The organism is Pseudomonas sp. S3_C06 (assembly GCF_054667675.1).
Genome location: NZ_CP162747.1, coordinates 2,932,036 through 2,953,402 on the forward strand (window position 1 = coordinate 2,932,036; position 21,367 = coordinate 2,953,402).

A 21,367-nucleotide genomic window follows, 5' to 3' on the forward strand; every position below is an offset into this window, starting at 1 on the left:
CCGTCTTGGCGACTGACTGCGGGGCGCACTTTACAAGCCTTTTCCTTTGAGTTCAACAGCCTAACGAAAAAAAGGCCCCACAATGTGGGGCCCCCCTTTTTTCATTGGCGTTTGGACTCAGTTGAAAACGATTTCGTCGCTCTCGACCTTGCCGGTCGCCGTGTCGCCTGGCATGAAGTGACCCGAGAGGATCAACTGTGCCAACGGGTTTTCGATCCAGCGCTGAATCGCCCGTTTCAAAGGACGTGCGCCATACACCGGGTCGTAACCCACCGCGATCAGCTTGTCCATCGCTTCCGGGCTGAGCTCCAGCTTCAGCTCGCGCTCGGCCAGACGGCTGCGCAGACGACCCAACTGGATCTCGGTAATGCCCGCGATCTGATCCCGTGCCAAAGGCTCGAAGATCACCACTTCGTCGACCCGGTTGATGAACTCCGGACGGAAGTGCGACGTCAGCGCATCCATGACTGCAGCACGCTGCGCCTCGCGATCACCGACCAGCTCCTGAATCTGCACAGAGCCGAGGTTCGAGGTCATGACGATCACGGTATTGCGGAAGTCCACCGTGCGACCATGGCTGTCGGTCAGGCGACCATCTTCAAGCACTTGCAGCAAGATGTTGAACACATCCGGGTGCGCCTTCTCGACTTCGTCCAGCAGGATCACCGAATAAGGCTTACGACGTACCGCCTCGGTCAGGTAACCGCCCTCTTCGTAACCGACGTATCCCGGTGGCGCACCGATCAGACGCGCCACGGAATGTTTCTCCATGAACTCGGACATGTCGATCCGCACCATTGCCTCTTCAGTATCAAAGAGGAATTCGGCCAGCGCCTTGCACAGCTCGGTTTTACCGACACCGGTCGGGCCGAGGAACATGAACGAGCCGCTCGGACGATTCGGATCGGACAACCCGGCACGTGAACGCCGTACTGCGTTAGCGACGGCGACCACCGCTTCTTCCTGGCCGATAACGCGTTTGTGCAACAGGCTTTCCATCTTCATCAGTTTGTCGCGCTCGCCTTCGAGCATTTTCGACACGGGAATGCCGGTCCACTTCGACACGACTTCAGCGATTTCTTCTTCAGTCACCTTGCTGCGCAGCAACTGGTTTTCGCTCTTGCCGTGCTGATCGACCATTTGCAGGCTGCGTTCCAGATCCGGGATCACCCCGTACTGCAATTCGGCCATACGATTGAGGTCGCCTTTGCGGCGCGCGGCTTCCAGCTCCTGACGCGACTGTTCGATCTTCTGCTGAATCTGCGCAGACCCCTGTACCTCGGCTTTTTCCGAGTTCCAGATTTCTTCCAGATCCGAGTACTCACGCTCGAGACGGACGATTTCTTCCTGGAGTTTTTCCAGACGTTTCATCGCCGCTTCGTCGCTTTCTTTCTTCAGCGCCTGGGATTCCACCTTCAACTGAATCAGGCGACGCTCCAGACGATCGAGCACTTCCGGCTTGGAGTCGATTTCCATGCGGATACGGCTGGCAGCCTCGTCGATCAGATCGATGGCCTTGTCCGGCAGTTGCCGGTCAGTGATATAACGATGACTGAGCTTCGCTGCCGCAATGATCGCACCGTCGGTGATCGCCACCTTGTGGTGAACCTCGTAACGCTCTTTAAGGCCGCGCAGGATCGCGATGGTGTCTTCTTCGCTCGGCTCATCCACCAATACTTTCTGGAAGCGTCGCTCGAGCGCCGCGTCCTTCTCTATATATTGGCGGTACTCGTTGAGCGTGGTCGCGCCAACGCAGTGCAACTCGCCGCGCGCCAGTGCTGGCTTGAGCATGTTGCCGGCGTCCATCGAGCCTTCGCCTTTACCCGCGCCGACCATGGTGTGCAGTTCGTCGATAAACAGAATGATCTGCCCTTCCTGCTTCGACAGCTCGTTGAGCAGCGATTTCAGGCGTTCTTCGAACTCACCGCGATACTTGGCACCGGCAATCAGCGCGCCCATGTCCAGCGAGAGCAGACGCTTGCCTTTAAGGCCGTCCGGCACTTCGCCGTTGATGATGCGCTGGGCCAGACCTTCGGCAATCGCGGTTTTACCCACGCCAGGCTCACCGATCAGCACCGGGTTGTTCTTGGTACGGCGTTGCAGAACCTGAATGGTGCGACGAATTTCGTCGTCCCGACCGATCACCGGATCGAGCTTGCCGTCTTCGGCGCGCTTGGTCAGGTCGACGGTGTATTTATCCAGCGCCTGACGCGACTCTTCGTGGTTGGCGTCGTTTACCGCTTCGCCGCCACGCAGATTGTTGATCGCGTTTTCCAGGGCTTTCTTGCTTACGCCCTGGCCGAGCAGCAACTTGCCGAGCTTGCTGCTCTCGTCCATCGCCGCGAGCAGCACCAATTCGCTGGAGATGAACTGGTCACCCTTCTGTTGAGCCAGACGGTCAGCCTGGTTAAGCAGGCGCGCCAGATCCTGCGACATGTTGACGTCGCCGGTGGGGTTCTGGATTTTCGGTAATTGGTCGAGCTCTTTGGTCAGCTCTTTGCGCAAGCTGTTGACGTCGAAGCCCACCTGCATCAGCAGAGGTTTGATCGAACCACCCTGCTGTTCAAGCATGGCTTGCATCAAGTGCGCCGGCTCGATGGCCGGATGATCGTGGCCGACTGCCAACGACTGGGCGTCGGACAAGGCCAACTGTAATTTGCTGGTTAAACGGTCTATTCGCATAAGTCACCTTCCTTTTGAGCAGGCCGGACCTAAAAACCATCCTGAATAAAGAAACCTGCCAGATACCGCTATAGATGCGGTCGATTCTGCAAGATTCAAGCGTCAGGCAGTTGATGCAGATCAGACAGTCTAGCGGGTGAGCCAAACCAAGGAGGCGAAGCGACCGGTGCGTGAGGCACGACGATAGGAGAAGAAGCGCGGATCGGTCACGGTGCAGAAACCACCGCCGTAAACCGCTGTAACACCTCGGGCTGCCAGACGCAGGCGCGCCAGCAAATAGATGTCCGCCATGAACTTGCCGGCATTGTCGCTCGGTACAAACGCCTCTGCTGCTTCAGGCAGTTGATTGATGAAGACTTCCCGCACTTCCGGGCCGACTTCAAAGGCTTTCGGGCCAATCGCCGGACCGAGCCAGACCAGAACATCCTTGGGCGGAATATCGAGGCTATCGAGCGTGGCTTCAAGTACACCCGCCGCCAGACCACGCCAACCGGCATGGGCCGCCGCGATACGGGTTCCAGCGCGATCGCAGAACAACGCTGGCAAACAATCAGCCGTCATTGCCGCGCAGGCAATACCGGGCGTTGCCGTCCAGCTCGCATCGGCGGTCGCAACAATGCCCGGATCAGCATGCGCCACGGTAATCCCGTGCACTTGCTGCAACCAGGCAGGCTGTATAGAGAAGTGTTCGGTCAGGCGCCGACGGTTCTCGGCCACAGCCTCAGGACGATCATCGACATGATCGCCCAGATTGAGGCTATCGAACGGCGCCTCGCTGACACCGCCCTCGCGGGTGGTGACGCAGGCTTTGACGCTGGCCGGCGCAGGCCAGTCCGGCGTCAGCCAGTTCATCCGACGAATGCCTCGCGATCCTGCTTGAGCAGGGTCAGCAGCCAGACGAAATCTTCTGGCAGCGGCGATTCCCAGCTCATGCGTTCACCGGTCGTCGGATGATCCAGCTCAAGGAAGCGCGCGTGCAGGGCCTGACGCGGGAAATGCTTGAGCGATTCAACCATCGTCGGGTTCGCCGCTGGCGGAATGCGGAAACGACCGCCATACGCCGGATCGCCGACCAACGGGAAGTTGATGTGCGACATGTGCACGCGAATCTGGTGAGTACGACCGGTTTCCAGTTTCACCCGTACATGGGTGTGGGAACGGAAGCGCTCCAGCACGCGGTAGTGACTGACGGCTGGCTTGCCGCCTTCCATCACCGCCATGCGCTGGCGCTGCTGGCCGTGACGACCGATCGGGGCGTTGATCTTGCCACCGGCCGTCACCACGCCAATCACGATGCACTCATAGATACGGCTGACGCTGCGACTCTGCAACTGAGTAACCAGTTTGGTCTGCGCCTGAATGGTCTTGGCCACCACCATCAGACCGGTGGTGTCCTTGTCCAGACGATGCACGATACCGGCGCGCGGGACATTGATGATGTCCGGCACGTGGTGCAGCAAGGCGTTGAGCAAGGTGCCATCGGCGTGACCGGCAGCCGGGTGCACCACCAGGCCCGCAGGCTTGTTGATCACCAGGATGTCGTCGTCTTCATAGACGATATCGAGTTCGATGTCCTGGGCGATCCACTCGCCCTGGGCTTCCTGCTCGGCAGTCAGCTCAAGGATGGCACCGCCGTGCACGATGTCGCGCGGGCGGATGACCGCCCCGTCCACAGTCAGGCGACCTTCTTTGATCCAGGCGGAAAGGCGCGAGCGAGAGTGCTCAGCGAAGAGTTGGGCAGCGACTTGATCGAGGCGTTGGCCGCCCAATTCGGACGGCACCTCTGCGCGAAGTTCAATTTTATCGGACATGCTCTGACTGTGCGTCGGCACAGCTTTTGGTTTCGGCTGCGCGCTTGTGGTTAAATACGGCGTCTTTTGCCCCGAGGCTTTTCAACGGGGCGCTCATCATAACAGGACGGCCCCGCCCAAGACAGCGGCCGTCATAGGGACGCAAGCCGCCATGCAAGTGAAACACCTGCTGCTGATCGCCATCCTCGCATTGACCGCTGCTTGCTCATCGAAGGAAGTCGTAGACGAAAACCTCAGCGAAGCCGAGCTGTATCAGCAGGCTCAGACTGACCTGGACAACAACAGCTACACCAGCGCCACAGCCAAGCTGAAGGCTCTGGAGTCGCGTTATCCGTTCGGTCGCTACGCCGATCAGGCACAGCTGGAGCTGATCTACGCCAACTACAAGAACGCCGAGCCGGAAGCTGCAAAGTCTGCCGCCGAGCGTTTCATTCGTTTGCACCCGCAGCACCCGAACGTGGATTACGCGTACTACCTGAAAGGTCTGACCTCTTTCGACCAGGACGTCGGCCTGCTGGCGCGCTTCCTGCCGCTGGACATGACCAAGCGTGACCCGGGCGCCGCGCGCGACTCGTACAACGAGTTCGCCCAGCTGACCAGCCGCTACCCGAACAGCCGCTACGCGCCGGACGCCAAGCAGCGCATGATCTACCTGCGCAACCTGCTGGCGGCCTACGAAATTCACGTGGCCGACTACTACCTGACCCGTCAGGCTTATGTAGCCGCTGCCAACCGTGGCCGTTACGTCGTGGAAAACTTCCAGGAAACCCCATCGGTCGGCGACGGCCTGGCGGTGATGACTGAAGCCTATCAGCGTCTGCACCTGGACGAACTGGCGGCCACTAGCCTGGAAACCCTGAAGCTCAACTACCCGAACCACACAAGCCTGCAAGATGGCCAGTTCGTGCCACGGGTTGCCGAAGCCGACAACCGTTCGTTCCTGAGCAAAGCCACTTTGGGCCTGATCGAATCGCGTCCACCGCTGCCGCCGGGTGAAACCCGCGCCAACCAGGACGTGCAGAAGCAGTTCCAGGACGCGAAAGACGCGATCCCGAACGAGCTCAAGCCTAAGGACGAAAACGGCGACGTGATCGAAGAACCGGAGCCTGAGTCGAGCAGCACCGACCGCTCGTGGTTCAGCTACATGACTTTCGGCGTGTTCGACTGATCGCACTGGCAGTAGAGAAAAGGGAGATCTGCGGATCTCCCTTTTTTATTGCCACGCATTAATAGGCTGTGCGCTGGTCGGGAGCTTGGCTAAACTGCCGGATCATCAGTCGGAAAGCCGCTCATCATGCTTCGTTTATTGTTCTGGATCGTCGTGATTTTCGCCGCCATATGGTTGTGGCGTAAATTCAAGGCACCCGCCGCGTCCTCTCAGTCCAATCGCGCCCCTCGCGAACAGGACGCCCCGCCGATGGTGCGCTGCGCCCATTGCGGCGTGCATCTGCCGCGCGACCGCGCGCTGAGCGTGCAACAACAGTGGTATTGCAGCCAGGCTCACCTTGAGCAAGGCCCGGGTGCCAGTGATCGCTGAGGCCACCCACGCCGACAGCAAACAGGCTCAGCGCCTGCTGCGCCTTTATCATCTTTACCGTTTAAGCGTCGGCATCACCCTGGTGTTGCTGATCTCCAGCAACATGGACAACCGCCTGCTGACGTCGGCCAACGACGAACTGCTGCGCGGCGGCAGTTGGTTGTACCTGATCCTCAACATTCTGTTGGTGGTATTCCTGGAGAACACCCGACGGCCGGCGCAACTGTTCAGCCTGGCCCTCGTCGATGTCCTGCTTTTGTGCGGTGTATTCTTTGCGGCAGGCGGTGTTGGCAGTGCGCTGGGCAATTTGCTGATTGTCTCGGTGGCGATCAGCAACACCTTGCTACGCCGACGCATCGGCCTGTTGATCGCCGCCATCGGCGCGCTGGGCATCGTCGGTTCGAGTTTCCTGCTGAGCTTCAACCATCCCCTGAGCGCCAATGAATACCTGCAAGCCGGCACCCTCGGCGCCCTGTGCTTTGCCGCCTCGTTGTTGGTGCAGGGACTGATCCGGCGCCTGGAGGTCAGCGAAACACTGGCCGAACAGCGCGCCAGTGAAGTGGTCGGGCTCGAAGCGCTCAATGCGCTGATCCTGCAACGCATGCGCACCGGGATTCTGGTCCTCGACGAGGAGCGCCGGGTGCAACTGGCGAACCACAGCGCACAAACCCTGCTCGCGCAATCTCACCTTCAGGGACATTTGATCGACGACTATTCCAGTGCGCTGGTCGATCGCCTGCAACTGTGGATGAACAACCCGACCTTGCGCCCGCAAAGCCTGAAAATCCCCGGCAACGGCCTCGAACTGCAACCGAGCTTCATTGCCCTCGAGCAAAGTCCCAACCAGCAAACCCTGGTGTTTCTCGAAGACCTTGCGCAAATCGCCCAGCAGGCCCAGCAATTGAAACTGGCCGCGCTCGGGCGCTTGACCGCCGGGATCTCCCACGAGATCCGCAATCCGCTGGGTGCCATCAGTCACGCTGCACAGCTATTGGGGGAGTCCGAGGAACTCGACAGCGCCGATCGGCGTCTGACGCAGATCATTCAAGATCACTCCCAGCGCATGAACCGAGTCATCGAAAACGTCCTGCAACTGTCCCGGCGCCAACAGAGCGCGCCGCAACGACTGGATCTCAAGCCGTGGCTGGAGAATTTCGTTGCCGAAAGCCGCGAACAGGCGGGCGAGCGCCAGCAGATTCATCTGCGGATCAATTCAGGGGACTTCACCACGCTGATGGACCCCAACCAGCTCACGCAGATTCTCGACAATCTGTTACGCAATGGCTGGCGCCACAGCGCCCTGCTGCACGATCAGGCGCAAGTCTGGCTGGCCCTGTTCAGCGATCCCGACAGCCAGTTGGCGGTCCTCGAAGTGCAAGACAACGGCCCCGGCGTGCCTGCCGATGAACAGACACATCTGTTCGAACCGTTCTTCACCACCAGCAGCCAGGGCACCGGCCTTGGGCTTTATCTGTCCCGTGAGCTGTGCGAAAGCAACCAAGCGCGCCTAGACTTTCAATCACGCCAAGGCGGCGGCTGCTTTCGCATCACCTTTGCTCACGGACGGAAACAAAGTTGAACACGAGCCCACGGCAAAAATCCTCATCGTCGACGACGAACCGGACATCCGCGAACTCCTGGAAATCACCTTGGGACGGATGAAACTCGACACCTACAGCGCGCGCAATCTGACTGAAGCCCAGGCGCTGTTGCATCGCGAAACATTCGACCTGTGCCTGACCGACATGCGTCTGCCCGACGGCACGGGACTGGAACTGGTGCAGCACATTCAGCAGCGTTATCCACAACTGCCAGTGGCGATGATCACCGCCTATGGCAGCCTGGAAACGGCGATCAACGCCTTGAAAGCAGGCGCATTCGACTTTCTTACCAAACCAGTGGACCTCACTCGCTTGCGCGAGCTGGTCGGCACGGCACTACGCATGCCGGCGGCGGGCGGCAGCTCTACCTCGATTGATCGACGCTTGCTCGGCGATTCAGCACCGATGCGCAACCTGCGCAAACAGATCGACAAACTCGCCCGCAGCCAGGCACCGGTGTACATCAGCGGCGAATCCGGCAGCGGTAAAGAACTGGTCGCGCGACTGATCCACGAACAGGGGCCGCGCGCCAGCCAGCCGTTCGTACCGGTGAACTGCGGGGCGATTCCCTCGGAGCTGATGGAAAGCGAGTTTTTTGGTCATCGCAAAGGCAGTTTCACCGGCGCAGTCGAGGACAAACCCGGTCTGTTTCAGGCGGCCCATGGCGGCACCCTGTTTCTCGATGAAGTGGCGGATTTGCCGCTGTCGATGCAGGTGAAGTTACTGCGCGCGATTCAGGAAAAAGCCGTGCGCAGTGTCGGCGGCCAGCAGGAAAGCGTGGTCGATGTGCGGATTCTTTGCGCCACCCACAAGGATCTCGATGCAGAGGTCGCGGCCGAGCGTTTTCGTCAGGACCTTTATTACCGCCTGAACGTGATTGAATTGCGCGTGCCGTCGCTGCGTGAGCGCCGTGATGACATTGAAGTGCTGGCGGCACATATGCTCAAGCGTTTGGCCAAGGACACCGGCCAACAGGCAGCACGCTTGCATCCGCAGGCGTTGGAAGCGCTGAAGAACTACCGCTTTCCAGGGAATGTGCGGGAACTGGAGAACGTGCTCGAACGAGCGCACACCCTGTGTGAAAACCGCACGATCGAGGCTGAAGATTTACGTTTGAGTGAAGGCAACTGCGCGGCGGATGGTGGGATTGCCGATCTGACCCAGATCGATAATCTGGAAGATTATCTGGAGAACGTCGAACGCAAACTCATCTTGCAGGCGCTGGAGGAGACGCGCTGGAATCGTACGGCGGCGGCGCAGCGGTTGAGTCTTTCGTTCAGATCGATGCGCTACAGACTGAAGAAATTGGGCCTGGATTGAGGCCCCCCTTCGCGAGCAGGCTCGCTCCCACATTGGATTTTGTGAACGACAAAGATCAACTGTGGGAGCGAGCCTGCTCGCGAAAGCGATCTGCCAGACTACAGAGAAATACCTGACTAAATACGGCCTTCCGGTGCATACGGCGCCGGATCAATAATCGGCGCCCTTCCCAGCATCACATCGGCAAACAGCTGGCACGACGCTGGCGCCAGTACCAGCCCATTGCGGTAATGCCCGCAGTTCAACCACAACCCGTCGAACCCCGGCACCCGGCCAATATACGGAATGCCCTCCGGCGAGCCCGGACGCAACCCCGCCCAGTGCCCGACCACTTCGGCATCGGCCAACGCTGGCAATAACTCCACTGCCGAAGCCTTGAGGCTTTCCAGCGCAACGTCGGTCGGCGTCTTGTCGTAGCCTTCGTGCTCCAGCGTGCTGCCGATCAGAATATGGCCATCTCGGCGCGGGATCGCATAACGGCCCTTGGCCAATACCATGCTCGGCAGAAAATCCGCCGCACACTTGTAGAGAATCATCTGGCCTTTGACCGGTTCGACCGGCAATGTCAGATCCAGCGTCTTGAGCAGATCACCGCTCCACGCCCCAGCGGTCAGCACGACCTGATCGCCCTTGATCACACCCTTCGACGTCTCGACGCCAGTAACTCGCCCGTTCTCGCGGACAAACCCGCTGACTTCGCATTGTTCGTGAATGGTCACGTTCGGCAATGCCTGCAACGCCGCTTTCAGCGACTTGACCAGGCGCGGATTGCGCACGTTGGCGACATCCGCCATGTAGATCGCCCGGGAGAAACCACCACCGAGCACCGGCACCGCATCATGCGCCGCCGAGATATCCACAGCCCGCAACGGGCGATTTTCCCGCTCGGCCCAGGCCAGCGCTTCGGCTTCATCGTCCAGATCCAGCCAGTACAGGCCGGTGGTGTGTACTTCAGGATCCACCCCGGTGTCAGCGAACAAACGCTCGCCGAGCTGTGGATAAAAATCCTGCGACCAGTGCGCCAGCGCGGTGACTGCCGGGCTATAGCGCCACGGATACAGCGGCGAAACGATACCGCCGCCCGCCCAGGACGATTCCTGGCCGAGGTTCGAGCGATCGAGCAGCACCACGCTGCGCACTTCGGAGGCGAGATTGTAGGCGGTCAGCAGGCCAATCACCCCGCCACCGACAATCACCACTTGCTGTTGCCTGGTCATGTTTGTTCCAACCGTAAAAAAGACAGTGGGCGCAAAAGGCACCCGAAAGAAAGCGCCTCAGCGGCCCCAGCAATCCTTGGTGGTCAGCCCGGTGGTCGCGTTGTTCATGCTGCGCACACCGGTGTTGGTCAGGGTGAAGTCCCCGCACTTGTCGGTGGCCATCGACGTACCCGTCTTGCGGGTCGCGGTCAGCACAAAGGTCTGGTCAGCAATGGTCGGGGTGAGGGTGTAGAAGTCATTGCCCGTGCTGAGTCCGGTGATACCGGTGTAGACATTGTTCCTGGTGTAGAAACGCTCGAGGCTCTGCGCTTGCTCCGAGAGCAGCGACACCACTTCGGCGCGACGGCCCTTTTTCAGGTACTCGGTATAGCTCGGTGCGGCGATGGTGATGACGATCCCGATGATCGCAATCACGATCATGATTTCGATCAGGGTGAAACCTCGGTTGGATCTACGCATGCCTCAGACTCTCGCTTACTGTATTTGTCGCCACATGATACGACGACTGCCGCCGCCGCCCTTTTCCACCAGGGTGGTGATGTTACCGCTGGAATCGTTAACAATTTTGCGTGTTGCGCCGTTGACGATGGCGTTCAGGGTCGGAATGCCACCGGTAAATATCACACCACTGGAAATCGTGTCGCTGCTGTCAACCACTCCATCCCCGTTGGTATCGAACACCGCATAGTTGAGCATCTTACCGCTGAACGCATCGAGTTCGGCCACTTTGCCGGTTCCGAAACTGGAACAGGGATCGGTGGTATCGACGCTGGCGGTGGTGAAGACGATTCGCCCAAGCACCAGACTGGCCTGATTGATCACGCGCTCACCGATCAGCGCGTTGTTATACACCAAGGGCAGGTACCAGCCCTTCTCTCCCGGATAGGTCGTGTCGTTCTGGGTAGTTGTCACAAACTGCCCGGTACTGCCGGAGAACACGCCAGTCACCGCCTGCGCCTGCAAACTGCCAACAGTGATGTTTCCGGAGCCGCCATCGGCATCCCACACCGAATAGAACGCCTGCAAATCCTTGTTGGTTTTGTCAGCCGTCTCGTTGAATTTACCGGTACCGACGAAAATCTGTTTGCCGCCAAGCGCGTTGTCCGCCAGTAGCGGTTGCGCGGTGATCGGTTGAGTCGCCCCGCCCGCCGTGGTGAATAACGGCTTGCCGGAAAACGCTAAACCCCAACTGTCCGTCGAGGTCGCGCTCAAGTCGAACTTCCATAAGCGCCCTTTCAAATCACCGCCATAAGCGGCCTGCACGACGTTCTGTGAGTTGACCTTGAGTTTCACCGAGGACAAACCATTAGTGGTTTCGGTACTGTCGATGACGATTTTCTTGATCAGCGACCCATCACGTACGTCCAGCACATACAACGCCGCCACGCCGGAGTTGCTGCCGTAGCCATTGGCAATGAAAGCAGCCCAGCGACCATCGGCCAAGCGTGCCACTTCCGGGCGTGCGTAGGCGTAACCCAGATCATTGAAAGCGTTGGCGGTGCTTGCAGTCGCCGGCGCACTGACTTCCCACAATGCGCGCAAAACGTTACCCGCCGAAGCGTCAAACAGTTGCAGCGCGTAGAACGTCTTGCCTCCGGCACCGGTTCCGCCGATGGCCAGGGTTTTCCATGCGCTATTGAGCTGGGCGTCATACACGCCGACCTGGCCGTCGACCAGAAACTTGTGGCTGACGCCGTTGAAGTAGTTCGGATCGGCAATCAGCCGCAGCGACGGTAATACGCTGGAAGGCATATAAGCGTAACGACGGCTGCCGTTGGCCGAGTTGATGACGTTGACGAAACCGTCGTTGGCGTTCACCACCAGACTGGCATTCATGTTTGCCGCTTTGGTGGTCAGGTAAGCGGTGTACGTGGTGTCGCCCGACAGATCGGAGGCTGTCTTGTCCGTCGGTGAGGCCAGCACCAACGGCGAGTTGATGATGTCGCCGAGCAACACGCTACGCACTTTGAGCCCGGTCTTGTTGGTGCCTTTGCTCCACTCCACCAGATCACTACCGGTAATACCGGTGGTCAGGCCTTGGCTGAGTGTCGTCTGCTGGGGCGCGGAAAAATTACCATAGGCCAGCGCAACGGCGGCGTTGCTTGTAGTGTTCCACGACTGATAGGTCGGTGCGATCGCACTCGGTACGATAGTGGTGTCAGTGGTCCAGAGCACCGCAGAGGTATTCACCGCTCCGGATGCATTGAAGCCGAAGGACTTGATCGTGCCGCGCCAGTCCTTGGGGTCGTAACTGGTCTGAAAGTAACTGGAGCCGCTCGCCAGTGTGGTGCCGCTGGTGACACCACTACCGCCGGAACCGGCCTTGGAAGTGATATCACTCAACGCCGACGACAACGCGGCGTTGAGCCCGGTGCTGTCAGTCGCCTGGTAATACCTGCCCTGCCCGTAACTGGCCGCGTCCGACAGCATGTCGTTGTCGGCGGTGAAGCCCACGGTATAGGTGTTCATATTCTGCTTGGGAAAATCCACCGCGTTCCAACTCTTGCCCGCCGCGTCGGTACCGGTCGAGCGCATGTCGATATCGAAGGCGAACTTGGCGATATCATCCAGATACAACGTATCCCCTTCTTTGTCGCCATAGAGGTTGTTGCCGTCATTGCTGACACCGTCCCAGTTCGGTAACCGGCTGCCGCCCAATGGGTCGTTGCTCGGAAAGGTACGGTCGAAGGTCGGCAAGCCATCGGTTATCACCACGCCATAATTTTTCTGGCAGCGGTATTGGATCGGACTGGTATAGGTCGCGGGCGCGCTGTTGTAGTACGGCGCCATGCCGCGCATATAGCGGGTGATTTCATAGTAGGTTTCTGCCAACGGCGTGTTGGCCACGGCACTCAAACCATTGATCGATGAGATCAGCGCGTTGTAGTTGGTGTCTGCCTGCGCCTGCGTGACGCTCCCGGACACCGGCGCCAAGTCGCTGATCGAGCGGGCGATATAACCGCCATTACCAGAGTCGTTGTTGGTGACCGGGTTGAAAGTCGACAGGCCAATACGCAAAGTGCGATTGCTGGTGACCAGCGCCGTCGACACGTTACGCGCGACGTTGATTCGGTAGTCGTTGGGAATCGCCCCAGTGGTGAAATCGCGTGTGCCATTGTTGATGGCCAGACTGACGACGTAGGAAATGTAGTCGCCTGTATATCGCGTGTTGCCGCCACCCACAGGGTCCGGCAGTTTCAGACACAGTGGCGCGACACTGTTGTTGTAAAACGCGTACGCGCCACCCGAACACCCGGAGGTCGGAAGGCTTGATAAAAACACAGGATCGCCAGTGATCGTTGGCGCGTTCAGAGGGGTGCATAACCCGAGAAACGCATTGCACTGCCGCGCCGGCGTGCGATCAACCGTCGGGTCGAATCCAGCCGCATAAATGATGCTGTTCATACTCCCCGAATCGTCGATCAGCAGCATGACGTTGGGGGGAACCGCCGCTGCACTCAACAGCGGTGAATCGGAGGGGGTGAACGCATACGCCGGTGCCACCAGATAGAAGCTCAGCAGCATGCCGATCACCAGCGATGTCCAGCGTTCAATACTTCGCATAAACACTCTCCACCACGCTACGCGAAGTACCGGCGATGCCGACCGCTGTAACCCGATACAACGTCGCCGAGGTGTTGCTCGGTACGTTCACGGCCGTCAGAGTCGTACCGATGTTCTGTACTCCATAGAATCCATTGCCGGCCGCAATCCAGGTGACCCCGGAAGTCGAGTTCAGCCCCGCCGAGCTGACCACTGACGACTCCGCTGGCGGCGCGCATTGCGTGATACCGCTGCACACGGCCAGCGAATAACTGTCCAGTTGCACCGCACTTTCGCCAATCCGCAACGCCGCCTCGGCAGTCTGAAACGACTGATTACGCAGACTCACGCTGCCGGCCATTTTTTCCTGCAGGTTGGCGCTCTGCATCGACGACAAACCAATCAGGGTCAACAACAGCAGAAAGACCAGACTGACCAGCAACACCATGCCGTGCTGAGTCTGACGGGTGTGAAGAGAAATCCTCATCAGCGCGCCCTCACTGCAAGCGGTTGCGCAAAGCGGCAACCACGTTGAAGGTTTGACTGCGCACCCGATTGTTCGGATCGTTGAGGGTCAGGCTCAGGCGCACACTACGGATGCGCGCCGGATCACTGGGGTTGGCGCTATAAGTCGAAGCGGCCACATCTGTCGCGGAACTGGCCAGACCGAACATCACAGTGAACGCACTGACGTTGTTCACCAGCACCTGCTGCGTCGGTGTGCCGCTGCCGGTGCCCATGAGAATCTGATTGTTGCTGAAACTGTAGATCAGACGCCGGATCGGAAACGCGATCTGTCCGCTCGCCGGAGATCGCAAGCCGGTATACGCCGTCGCACTGTTACGGCAGTCGGAGAGCACCGTCCAGGTCGGCGTGCCCCCGCCGCTGCCGATATCGGCGGTGACCAGCGTCAGTTTCAGGTTGGCATTGTCCCAACTGATCGGCATGACCTGCGCAGCGTTGAAGTCGCCCGCGGAGCTCGAATCGAGGATCGTGCCCAGACAGCCGAACATCCCGACCATGCGAATTTCCTGAATCATTTTGCTCAACACGAACCGAGCGTCTTCCTGCATCGCGGCGGCGCTGTTCTGGCTGACATAAGTATTTTTCGCCGCGATGAAAATCTGCACCACGCCCAGCACCACAATCAGCCCCAGTGCCAGGGCGACGAGCATCTCGATCAGACCAAAACCACGCTGACCACGCCTCATGGTGTAGCCACCGGATCGACGGCGGCGCGGCTGGTCAGGACAAAACTGCGTTGAGCACTGGCGCTGTTGGCGGCTCGCGCATCGCTCCAGTTGATGGTAATCGTGTAAACCCGCTGATTGAGGGTGATGCTGCCTGTCGCGGTCGGGCCACCGAAGTTGACGATGTTGGTGGTGAAATCGTAGAGATCCTGGTCGCGCGCAACGCTGAGATTGGCCGAAGTCGGCGGCGTGACGGTGTAGTCGGCGCCGGAGTTGGCGCGGATGCGGTCCATCATGTCGTAGGCGATGAAACTGGCCTGGCTGGTCATCCGCGAGCTGTCGGTGTACTTCAGCGCATTCAGTTGCACCGCCGCCGCCCCCAGCAGCCCGACCGTCAGAATCAGCAACGCGACCAGCACCTCGATCAGCGTCATGCCCTGCTGTGTGTATTGACTCCCTGCCCTCATCCGCAACTTCCACCCAATTGAATTCGTCCGTTCAAACACACGTTCAGCGTCCTGCTTTGCGTTCCCAGCGTGTAACTGATGACCACCGCCGCCGACGGTGCCGCCAGACCGCCAAGGTTGTTGAAATCCAGTGCGGTCACTCCTGAGGGTAGCGTCAGAGTCGCGCCGCTGCTCATCGCGGGAACAACCCGCAACACATTGGCCGGATTGCCAGTACTGTCATAGACCGCCAGTTCACCGGTCCAGACGCTGCCACCAGCGGTTGGGCGCAGGCGTAGGGTGGTGCCACGGTCGATGGCTTCGAGCCTGGCGAAATTGATCGCCCTTTGCAGATCGCCCATCTCGGTATCAGCCTTGCTGCTCTGTATCGATCGGGTGAACGCCGGCACGGCCAAAGTGATCAGGATCACGAAGATCGCGAGTGCGACCAACAACTCGATCAGCGTGAAACCTTTTGTACGAAGATCCATCGATGCCCTCCGTTGCCGTCGGCTATACCTGCTTCTACACGCTAGAACATTCAACCGACCCGCGTCGGTTGATTTGCCCTGCCCGGCGCACGGAGCGCGCCGTTCATCACACTCCACGGAGGGAGCTTTCATGCCACAACAGGGGTTCAGCCTGATCGAACTGCTTATGGGACTGGCGATTGGCGCAATTGTTCTGTTGCTGGTCAGTCCGGCGTTTGCCACGCTCAGAGAAGCCAACTACCGGGACCAGGCGGCGCAATCCTTGCTCGATGGCCTGCGTAACGCTCGCAGCATGGCTATCACACGCAATCAGAGCGTGGTGATTCATGGCATCAATGGCGACTGGAGTCAGGGCTGGCGGATCATTCTGGATATCAGCGGCAAGGGGCCGAAAGACAGCAGCAACCCTCTGCTGGAGGAGCGGGCGAGTGACACGCAGGTGCCGATTGTCGGCAATTGGTCAGTGAGTCGTTACGTACGTTTCAGCAGTCTGGGGCAACCGCTGATGCCCGGGCGGGCGTTTCAGGCAGGGACATTACATGTCTGCTCGGCTCGCGAGCCGGTCAGCCAGCGCCAGATAGTGCTGGCGGCGACCGGTCGCGTGCGCCTGAGCAGCGAAGAAGCTGAGCAGGCGCTGTGTCAAAAAGCCAAAAGCGTCAGATCGAACGCACGCGCAGTTCTTTAGGCATCGAGAAGGTGATGTTCTCTTCACGCCCGGCCAATTCATCGGCACCGGTGGCGCCCCAGGCCTGCAATTGCTGAATCACGCCGCGCACCAGCACTTCCGGCGCAGAGGCACCGGCGGTGATACCGATACGCTCAACGCCATCGAACCAGCTCTTTTGCAGGTCTTCGGCACCGTCGATCAGGTAGGCCGGTGTGGCCATGCGCTCGGCGAGCTCACGCAGACGGTTGGAGTTGGAGCTGTTCGGGCTGCCGACTACCAGCACCACGTCGCACTCGTCGGCCAATTGCTTGACCGCGTCCTGACGGTTTTGCGTGGCGTAGCAGATGTCGTCCTTGCGCGGACCGCCGATGGCCGGGAAGCGCGTGCGCAAGGCATCGATGACGCGACTGGTGTCGTCCATCGACAGCGTGGTCTGAGTAACAAAAGCCAGTTTTTCCGGGTTGTGCACCTGCAACTCGGCAACGTCTTTCTCGTCTTCAACGAGGTAAATCGCGCCGCCATTGCTGCCGTCGTACTGGCCCATGGTGCCTTCGACTTCCGGGTGACCGGCGTGGCCGATCAGGATGCACTCGCGACCGTCGCGGCTGTATTTCGCCACTTCGATGTGCACCTTGGTCACCAGCGGGCAGGTGGCATCGAATACTTTCAGGCCACGACCGGCGGCTTCGGTACGCACGGCCTGGGATACGCCGTGAGCGCTGAAGATCACGATAACGTCATCCGGCACCTGATCCAGCTCTTCGACGAAGATCGCTCCGCGGCTGCGCAAGTCTTCAACGACGAACTTGTTGTGCACCACTTCATGGCGCACATAGATCGGCGGCCCGAAGACTTCCAGGGCGCGGTTGACGATTTCGATCGCCCGGTCCACGCCGGCGCAGAAGCCACGGGGGTTGGCGAGTTTGATTTGCATGCTGTGCCTCGTGTCTTGCGCGCGAAAACAATGAATTACCAACTGGGTGGGAGCGAGCCTGCTCGCGAAAGCTGACTGACATTCAACATCGACGTCGCCTGACACACCGCTTTCGCGAACAGGCTCGCTCCCACATTTTTACAGCGCTTTAACGTTGATGATCTCGACGTCAAAGGTCAGCGTCTTGCCCGCCAGCGGATGGTTGAAGTCGATGGTCACTTGCGTGTCGTCGAACTCTTTCACCACACCCGGCAGCTCAGTATTGGCCGCATCGTTGAAGATCACCAGCAAACCCGGCGACAACTCCATGTCGACGAACTGCGAACGCGGGATGATCTGCACGTTCTGCGGGTTCGGCTGGCCGAAAGCGTTTTCCGGCTCGACGGTCAGCGTGCGCTTGTCGCCGGCCTTGAAGCCGAACAGCGCCGCTTCGAAACCCGGCAGCAGGTTGCCGTCGCCGACCTTGAAGGTCGCCGGGGCTTTGTCGAACGTACTGTCTACGGTGTCGCCGTTCTCCAGGCGCAATGCAAAGTGCAAAGTGACTTCCGTGTTCTGGCCGATGCGTTGCTCAGCCAATACCTGTTCAGTCATGAACGGCTTCTCCGGTCTTTTTACTTTTGAACATATCCAGTGCCAGCATCACCGCGCCAACGGTAATCGCGCTGTCGGCGAAGTTGAACGCCGGGAAGTACCAGCGGTTCTGCCAGTGCACCAGAATGAAATCGATCACATGGCCCAGAGCAATGCGGTCATACAGATTGCCCAGCGCGCCGCCCAATACCAGCGCCAGCGCGACGGCCAGCCAGGTTTCATTGCGGCCCAGACGCTTGAGCCAGACCACCAGCACCGCACTGACCACAATTGCGATCAGGGCGAACAGCCAGCGCTGCCAGCCGGAGCTGTCAGCCAGGAAGCTGAACGCAGCGCCGGTGTTGTAGGCCAGGGTCCAGCTGAAGTAATCGGGAATGATCACGATCTGCTGGAACATTTCGAGCTTGCCTTCGAAGTAGAACTTGCTGGCCTGGTCGATGACCAGAACCAGCAAACTCAACCACAGCCAGCTCAACCGTCCGAAACGGCCAACGGCATTAGGCATAGTGACGAACCTCGCCAGCGCCGCTGATGTTGTCGACGCAACGACCGCAGATTTCCGGATGCTCCGGGTTCACGCCAACGTCCTCGCGGCAGTGCCAGCAACGTGCGCATTTCGGGAAGGCCGATTTGACGATTTTCAGCTTCAGGCCGCTGACTTCCGTCACTACTGCATCGGCCGGAGCCTGAACGAACGGCGCAACGCTTGCGGTCGAAGTGATCAGGACAAAGCGCAGTTCGTTGCTCAGCTTGGCCAGATCGGCGCTCAGCGCGTCTTCGGCGTACAGCGTCACTTCGGCTTGCAGGTTGCCACCGACAGCTTTCGCTGCGCGCTGGATTTCCATTTCTTTGTTGACCGCTACTTTGACCGCCATCACGCGTTCCCAGTAGTCGCGACCCAGTTCAACGTCGGCTGGCAGTTCGGTCAAACCTTCATACCAGGTGTTGAGCATGACCGATTCGTTGCGTTCGCCCGGCAGGTATTCCCACAGTTCGTCGGCGGTGAAGGCGAGGATCGGCGCGATCCAGCGCACCAGCGCTTCGGAGATGTGGAACAGCGCGGTTTGCGCCGAACGGCGGGCCTTACTGTTGGAGCCAGTGGTGTACTGACGGTCCTTGATGATGTCGAGGTAGAAACCGCCCAGCTCCTGCACGCAGAAGTTGTGGATCTTCGAGTAGACGTTCCAGAAACGGTATTCGCCGTAGTGCTCTTGCAACTCTCGTTGCAGCAGCAAAGTGCGGTCGACCGCCCAACGATCCAGCGCGAGCATTTCTTCGGCCGGCAAGATGTCGGTGGCCGGATTGAAACCGCTCAGGTTCGAAAGCAGGAAACGCGCGGTGTTACGGATACGACGATAGGCGTCCGCGCTGCGCTGCAGGATCTGGTCGGAAACCGCCATCTCGCCGGAGTAGTCAGTCGAAGCCACCCACAGACGCATGATGTCGGCGCCCAGCGTGTCGTTGACTTTCTGCGGCGCAATCACGTTGCCCAGCGATTTGGACATTTTGCGGCCGGCTTCGTCGACGGTGAAACCGTGAGTCAGCAGTTCGCGGTACGGCGCGTGGTTGTCGATGGCGCAACCGGTCAGCAACGACGAGTGGAACCAGCCACGGTGTTGGTCGGAACCTTCCAGGTACAGATCGGCACGCGGGCCGCTCTCGTGACCCATCGGGTGCGAACCGCGCAGGACGTGCCAGTGCGTGGTGCCCGAATCGAACCAGACGTCGAGGGTGTCGCTGATCTTGTCGTACAGCGGCGCTTCGTCACCGAGCAGTTCGGCAGCGTCCATCTTGAACCAGGCTTCGATGCCTTCGACTTCAACGCGCTTGGCGACTTCTTCCATCAACTCGACGGTGCGAGGGTGCAGTTCGCCGCTTTCCTTGTTGAGGAAGAACGGGATCGGCACGCCCCAGTTGCGCTGACGCGAGATGCACCAGTCCGGACGGTTGGCGATCATCGAGTGCAGGCGCGCCTGGCCCCAGGCCGGGACGAACTTGGTGTCTTCGATGGCTTTGAGCGAGCGCACCCGCAGGGTGTCGCCGCTGGTTGGCTCTTTGTCCATGCCGATGAACCACTGCGCAGTGGCGCGGTAGATCAGCGGGGTCTTGTGACGCCAGCAGTGCATGTAGCTGTGTTTGATGATGGCGGTGTGCAACAGCGCACCGACTTCGGTCAGCTTGTCGACGATGGCCGGGTTGGCCTTCCAGATGAACTGGCCGCCGAAGAACTCCAGCGACGGCGCGTAAACGCCGTTGCTCTGCACTGGATTAAGGATGTCGTCGTTGACCATGCCGTACTTCTTGCAGGTCACGAAGTCGTCCACGCCGTAGGCCGGAGCGGAGTGAACCACGCCGGTGCCAGCGCCCAGTTCGACGTAGTCAGCCAGGTACACCGGCGACAGACGGTCATAGAACGGGTGACGGAAATTGATCAGCTCCAGCTCTTTACCGGTGGTGGTCGCGATGACCGAACCTTCAACGCCGTAGCGAGTCAGGCAGGCTTCGACCAGCTCTTCAGCCAGCACCAGCAGCTTGTCGCCGACATCAACCAACGCGTAGTTGAATTCCGGGTGAACGTTCAGCGCCTGGTTGGCCGGGATGGTCCACGGGGTAGTGGTCCAGATCACGATCGAGGCAGGTTTGCTCAGCGACGGCAGACCGAACGCAGCAGCCAGTTGGGCTTCGTCAGCGATCGGGAAAGCAACGTCGATGGTCGAGGAGTCCTTGTTCTCGTACTCGACTTCCGCTTCAGCCAGGGCCGAACCGCAGTCGAAGCACCAGTTCACTGGCTTGAGGCCCTTGAACACGAAACCGCCCTTGACGATTTCGGCGAGGGCGCGGATTTCACCGGCCTCGTTCTTGAAATCCATGGTTTTGTACGGGTTGGCCCAATCGCCCAGCACGCCGAGACGGATGAATTCGGACTTCTGCCCTTCGATCTGCTCGGTGGCGTAGGCACGGCACAGTTCACGGGTCTTGTCCGCGCCCAGGTTCTTGCCGTGGGTCACTTCAACCTTGTGCTCGATCGGCAGGCCGTGGCAGTCCCAACCCGGAACATAAGGCGCGTCGAAACCCGACAGGGTCTTCGAGCGGATGATCATGTCCTTGAGAATCTTGTTCAGTGCGTGACCGATGTGGATCGTGCCGTTGGCATACGGAGGACCGTCGTGCAGAACGAACTTCGGACGATCCTTGCCAATCTCGCGCAACTTTCCGTACAGGCCAATACTGTCCCAGCGCTGCAGGATCTGCGGTTCGCGCTGTGGCAGGCCGGCCTTCATTGGGAAGGCGGTGTCCGGAAGGTTAAGCGTGGCTTTATAGTCGGTCATTTAAGGCT

General features: G+C 59.6%; 19 protein-coding genes. 5 read left to right on the top strand and 14 right to left on the bottom strand.

Translation table 11 applies throughout. From position 1 onward, the window contains the following. Positions 1-117: 117 nt before the first annotated feature. The 3 genes from clpB to rluD all read right to left on the bottom strand — a co-directional run bounded on the left by clpB (position 118) and on the right by rluD (position 4,493). Positions 118-2,682, bottom strand: coding sequence for an ATP-dependent chaperone ClpB (clpB, locus tag AB4N44_RS12915; RefSeq protein ID WP_127929824.1), 2,565 nt, complete (start codon positions 2,680-2,682; stop codon positions 118-120). 129 nt (positions 2,683-2,811) lie between these two features. Next, positions 2,812-3,534, bottom strand: a complete 723-nt coding sequence (gene pgeF / locus AB4N44_RS12920) for a peptidoglycan editing factor PgeF (RefSeq protein ID WP_460108752.1) — start codon at positions 3,532-3,534, stop codon at positions 2,812-2,814. Beyond that, positions 3,531-4,493: a 23S rRNA pseudouridine(1911/1915/1917) synthase RluD gene (rluD, locus tag AB4N44_RS12925; protein ID WP_016986220.1), complete on the bottom strand. Its 963-nt coding sequence runs from the start codon at positions 4,491-4,493 to the stop codon at positions 3,531-3,533. The genes pgeF and rluD overlap by 4 nt, the downstream gene beginning before the upstream one ends. Before the next feature lie 151 nt (positions 4,494-4,644). On the opposite strand from rluD, the gene AB4N44_RS12930 reads away from it, so the two are divergent. The 4 genes from AB4N44_RS12930 (at position 4,645) to AB4N44_RS12945 (ending at position 8,951) form a co-directional block, all read left to right on the top strand. Continuing rightward, entirely contained in the window at positions 4,645-5,661 is a 1,017-nt protein-coding gene (locus tag AB4N44_RS12930; RefSeq protein ID WP_460108751.1) for an outer membrane protein assembly factor BamD, read from the top strand. Between the two features lie 126 nt (positions 5,662-5,787). Next, positions 5,788-6,030, top strand: a complete 243-nt coding sequence (locus AB4N44_RS12935; RefSeq protein WP_127929827.1) for a PP0621 family protein — start codon at positions 5,788-5,790, stop codon at positions 6,028-6,030. Further along, a complete protein-coding gene (locus AB4N44_RS12940) occupies positions 6,020-7,609 on the top strand; it encodes a sensor histidine kinase (protein WP_160042586.1) in 1,590 nt (529 codons plus the stop codon). The genes AB4N44_RS12935 and AB4N44_RS12940 overlap by 11 nt, the downstream gene beginning before the upstream one ends. Continuing rightward, a complete protein-coding gene (locus AB4N44_RS12945; protein ID WP_460158217.1) occupies positions 7,584-8,951 on the top strand; it encodes a sigma-54-dependent transcriptional regulator in 1,368 nt (455 codons plus the stop codon). The genes AB4N44_RS12940 and AB4N44_RS12945 overlap by 26 nt, the downstream gene beginning before the upstream one ends. A 116-nt stretch (positions 8,952-9,067) precedes the next feature. Here AB4N44_RS12945 and thiO read toward each other — a convergent pair whose 3' ends face one another. The 7 genes from thiO to AB4N44_RS12980 are packed head-to-tail and all read right to left on the bottom strand — an operon-like array spanning position 9,068 to position 15,838. After that, complete coding sequence (gene thiO / locus AB4N44_RS12950) at positions 9,068-10,168, bottom strand: glycine oxidase ThiO (protein ID WP_127929829.1); 1,101 nt, start codon at positions 10,166-10,168, stop codon at positions 9,068-9,070. A gap of 57 nt (positions 10,169-10,225) precedes the next feature. After that, positions 10,226-10,627: a type IV pilin protein gene (locus tag AB4N44_RS12955; protein ID WP_160041876.1), complete on the bottom strand. Its 402-nt coding sequence runs from the start codon at positions 10,625-10,627 to the stop codon at positions 10,226-10,228. Positions 10,628-10,642: 15 nt separating this feature from the next. Further along, the gene (locus AB4N44_RS12960; protein WP_460158218.1) at positions 10,643-13,732 is read right to left on the bottom strand and encodes a pilus assembly protein; all 3,090 of its coding nucleotides are present in this window, start codon (positions 13,730-13,732) and stop codon (positions 10,643-10,645) included. Next, positions 13,719-14,198 (bottom strand): pilus assembly PilX family protein, encoded by a 480-nt coding sequence (locus AB4N44_RS12965; protein WP_150751701.1) that lies wholly within the window; start codon positions 14,196-14,198, stop codon positions 13,719-13,721. Before AB4N44_RS12965 ends, AB4N44_RS12960 begins: the two co-directional genes overlap by 14 nt. Before the next feature lie 10 nt (positions 14,199-14,208). Next, positions 14,209-14,922, bottom strand: a complete 714-nt coding sequence (locus AB4N44_RS12970; RefSeq protein ID WP_095121755.1) for a PilW family protein — start codon at positions 14,920-14,922, stop codon at positions 14,209-14,211. Then, positions 14,919-15,368 (bottom strand): type IV pilus modification protein PilV, encoded by a 450-nt coding sequence (pilV, locus tag AB4N44_RS12975; protein ID WP_460108748.1) that lies wholly within the window; start codon positions 15,366-15,368, stop codon positions 14,919-14,921. Before pilV ends, AB4N44_RS12970 begins: the two co-directional genes overlap by 4 nt. Then, positions 15,365-15,838, bottom strand: coding sequence for a GspH/FimT family pseudopilin (locus tag AB4N44_RS12980; RefSeq protein WP_460108747.1), 474 nt, complete (start codon positions 15,836-15,838; stop codon positions 15,365-15,367). The genes pilV and AB4N44_RS12980 overlap by 4 nt, the downstream gene beginning before the upstream one ends. 130 nt (positions 15,839-15,968) lie before the next feature. Between AB4N44_RS12980 and AB4N44_RS12985 the strand changes: the two genes are divergently transcribed. Next, positions 15,969-16,523, top strand: a complete 555-nt coding sequence (locus tag AB4N44_RS12985; protein ID WP_150751705.1) for a GspH/FimT family pseudopilin — start codon at positions 15,969-15,971, stop codon at positions 16,521-16,523. Here AB4N44_RS12985 and ispH read toward each other — a convergent pair. From ispH to ileS, 4 genes are all read right to left on the bottom strand, one after another. Next, positions 16,495-17,439, bottom strand: a complete 945-nt coding sequence (gene ispH, locus AB4N44_RS12990) for a 4-hydroxy-3-methylbut-2-enyl diphosphate reductase (RefSeq protein WP_034153853.1) — start codon at positions 17,437-17,439, stop codon at positions 16,495-16,497. The genes AB4N44_RS12985 and ispH overlap by 29 nt on opposite strands. 138 nt (positions 17,440-17,577) lie before the next feature. Beyond that, a complete protein-coding gene (gene fkpB, locus AB4N44_RS12995; RefSeq protein ID WP_174245140.1) occupies positions 17,578-18,015 on the bottom strand; it encodes an FKBP-type peptidyl-prolyl cis-trans isomerase in 438 nt (145 codons plus the stop codon). 7 nt (positions 18,016-18,022) lie between these two features. Then, on the bottom strand, positions 18,023-18,535 hold the full coding sequence (lspA, locus tag AB4N44_RS13000) for a signal peptidase II (protein ID WP_007909836.1): 513 nt from the start codon (positions 18,533-18,535) through the stop codon (positions 18,023-18,025). After that, positions 18,528-21,359, bottom strand: a complete 2,832-nt coding sequence (gene ileS / locus AB4N44_RS13005) for an isoleucine--tRNA ligase (protein ID WP_316917130.1) — start codon at positions 21,357-21,359, stop codon at positions 18,528-18,530. Before ileS ends, lspA begins: the two co-directional genes overlap by 8 nt. Positions 21,360-21,367: the final 8 nt, after the last annotated feature.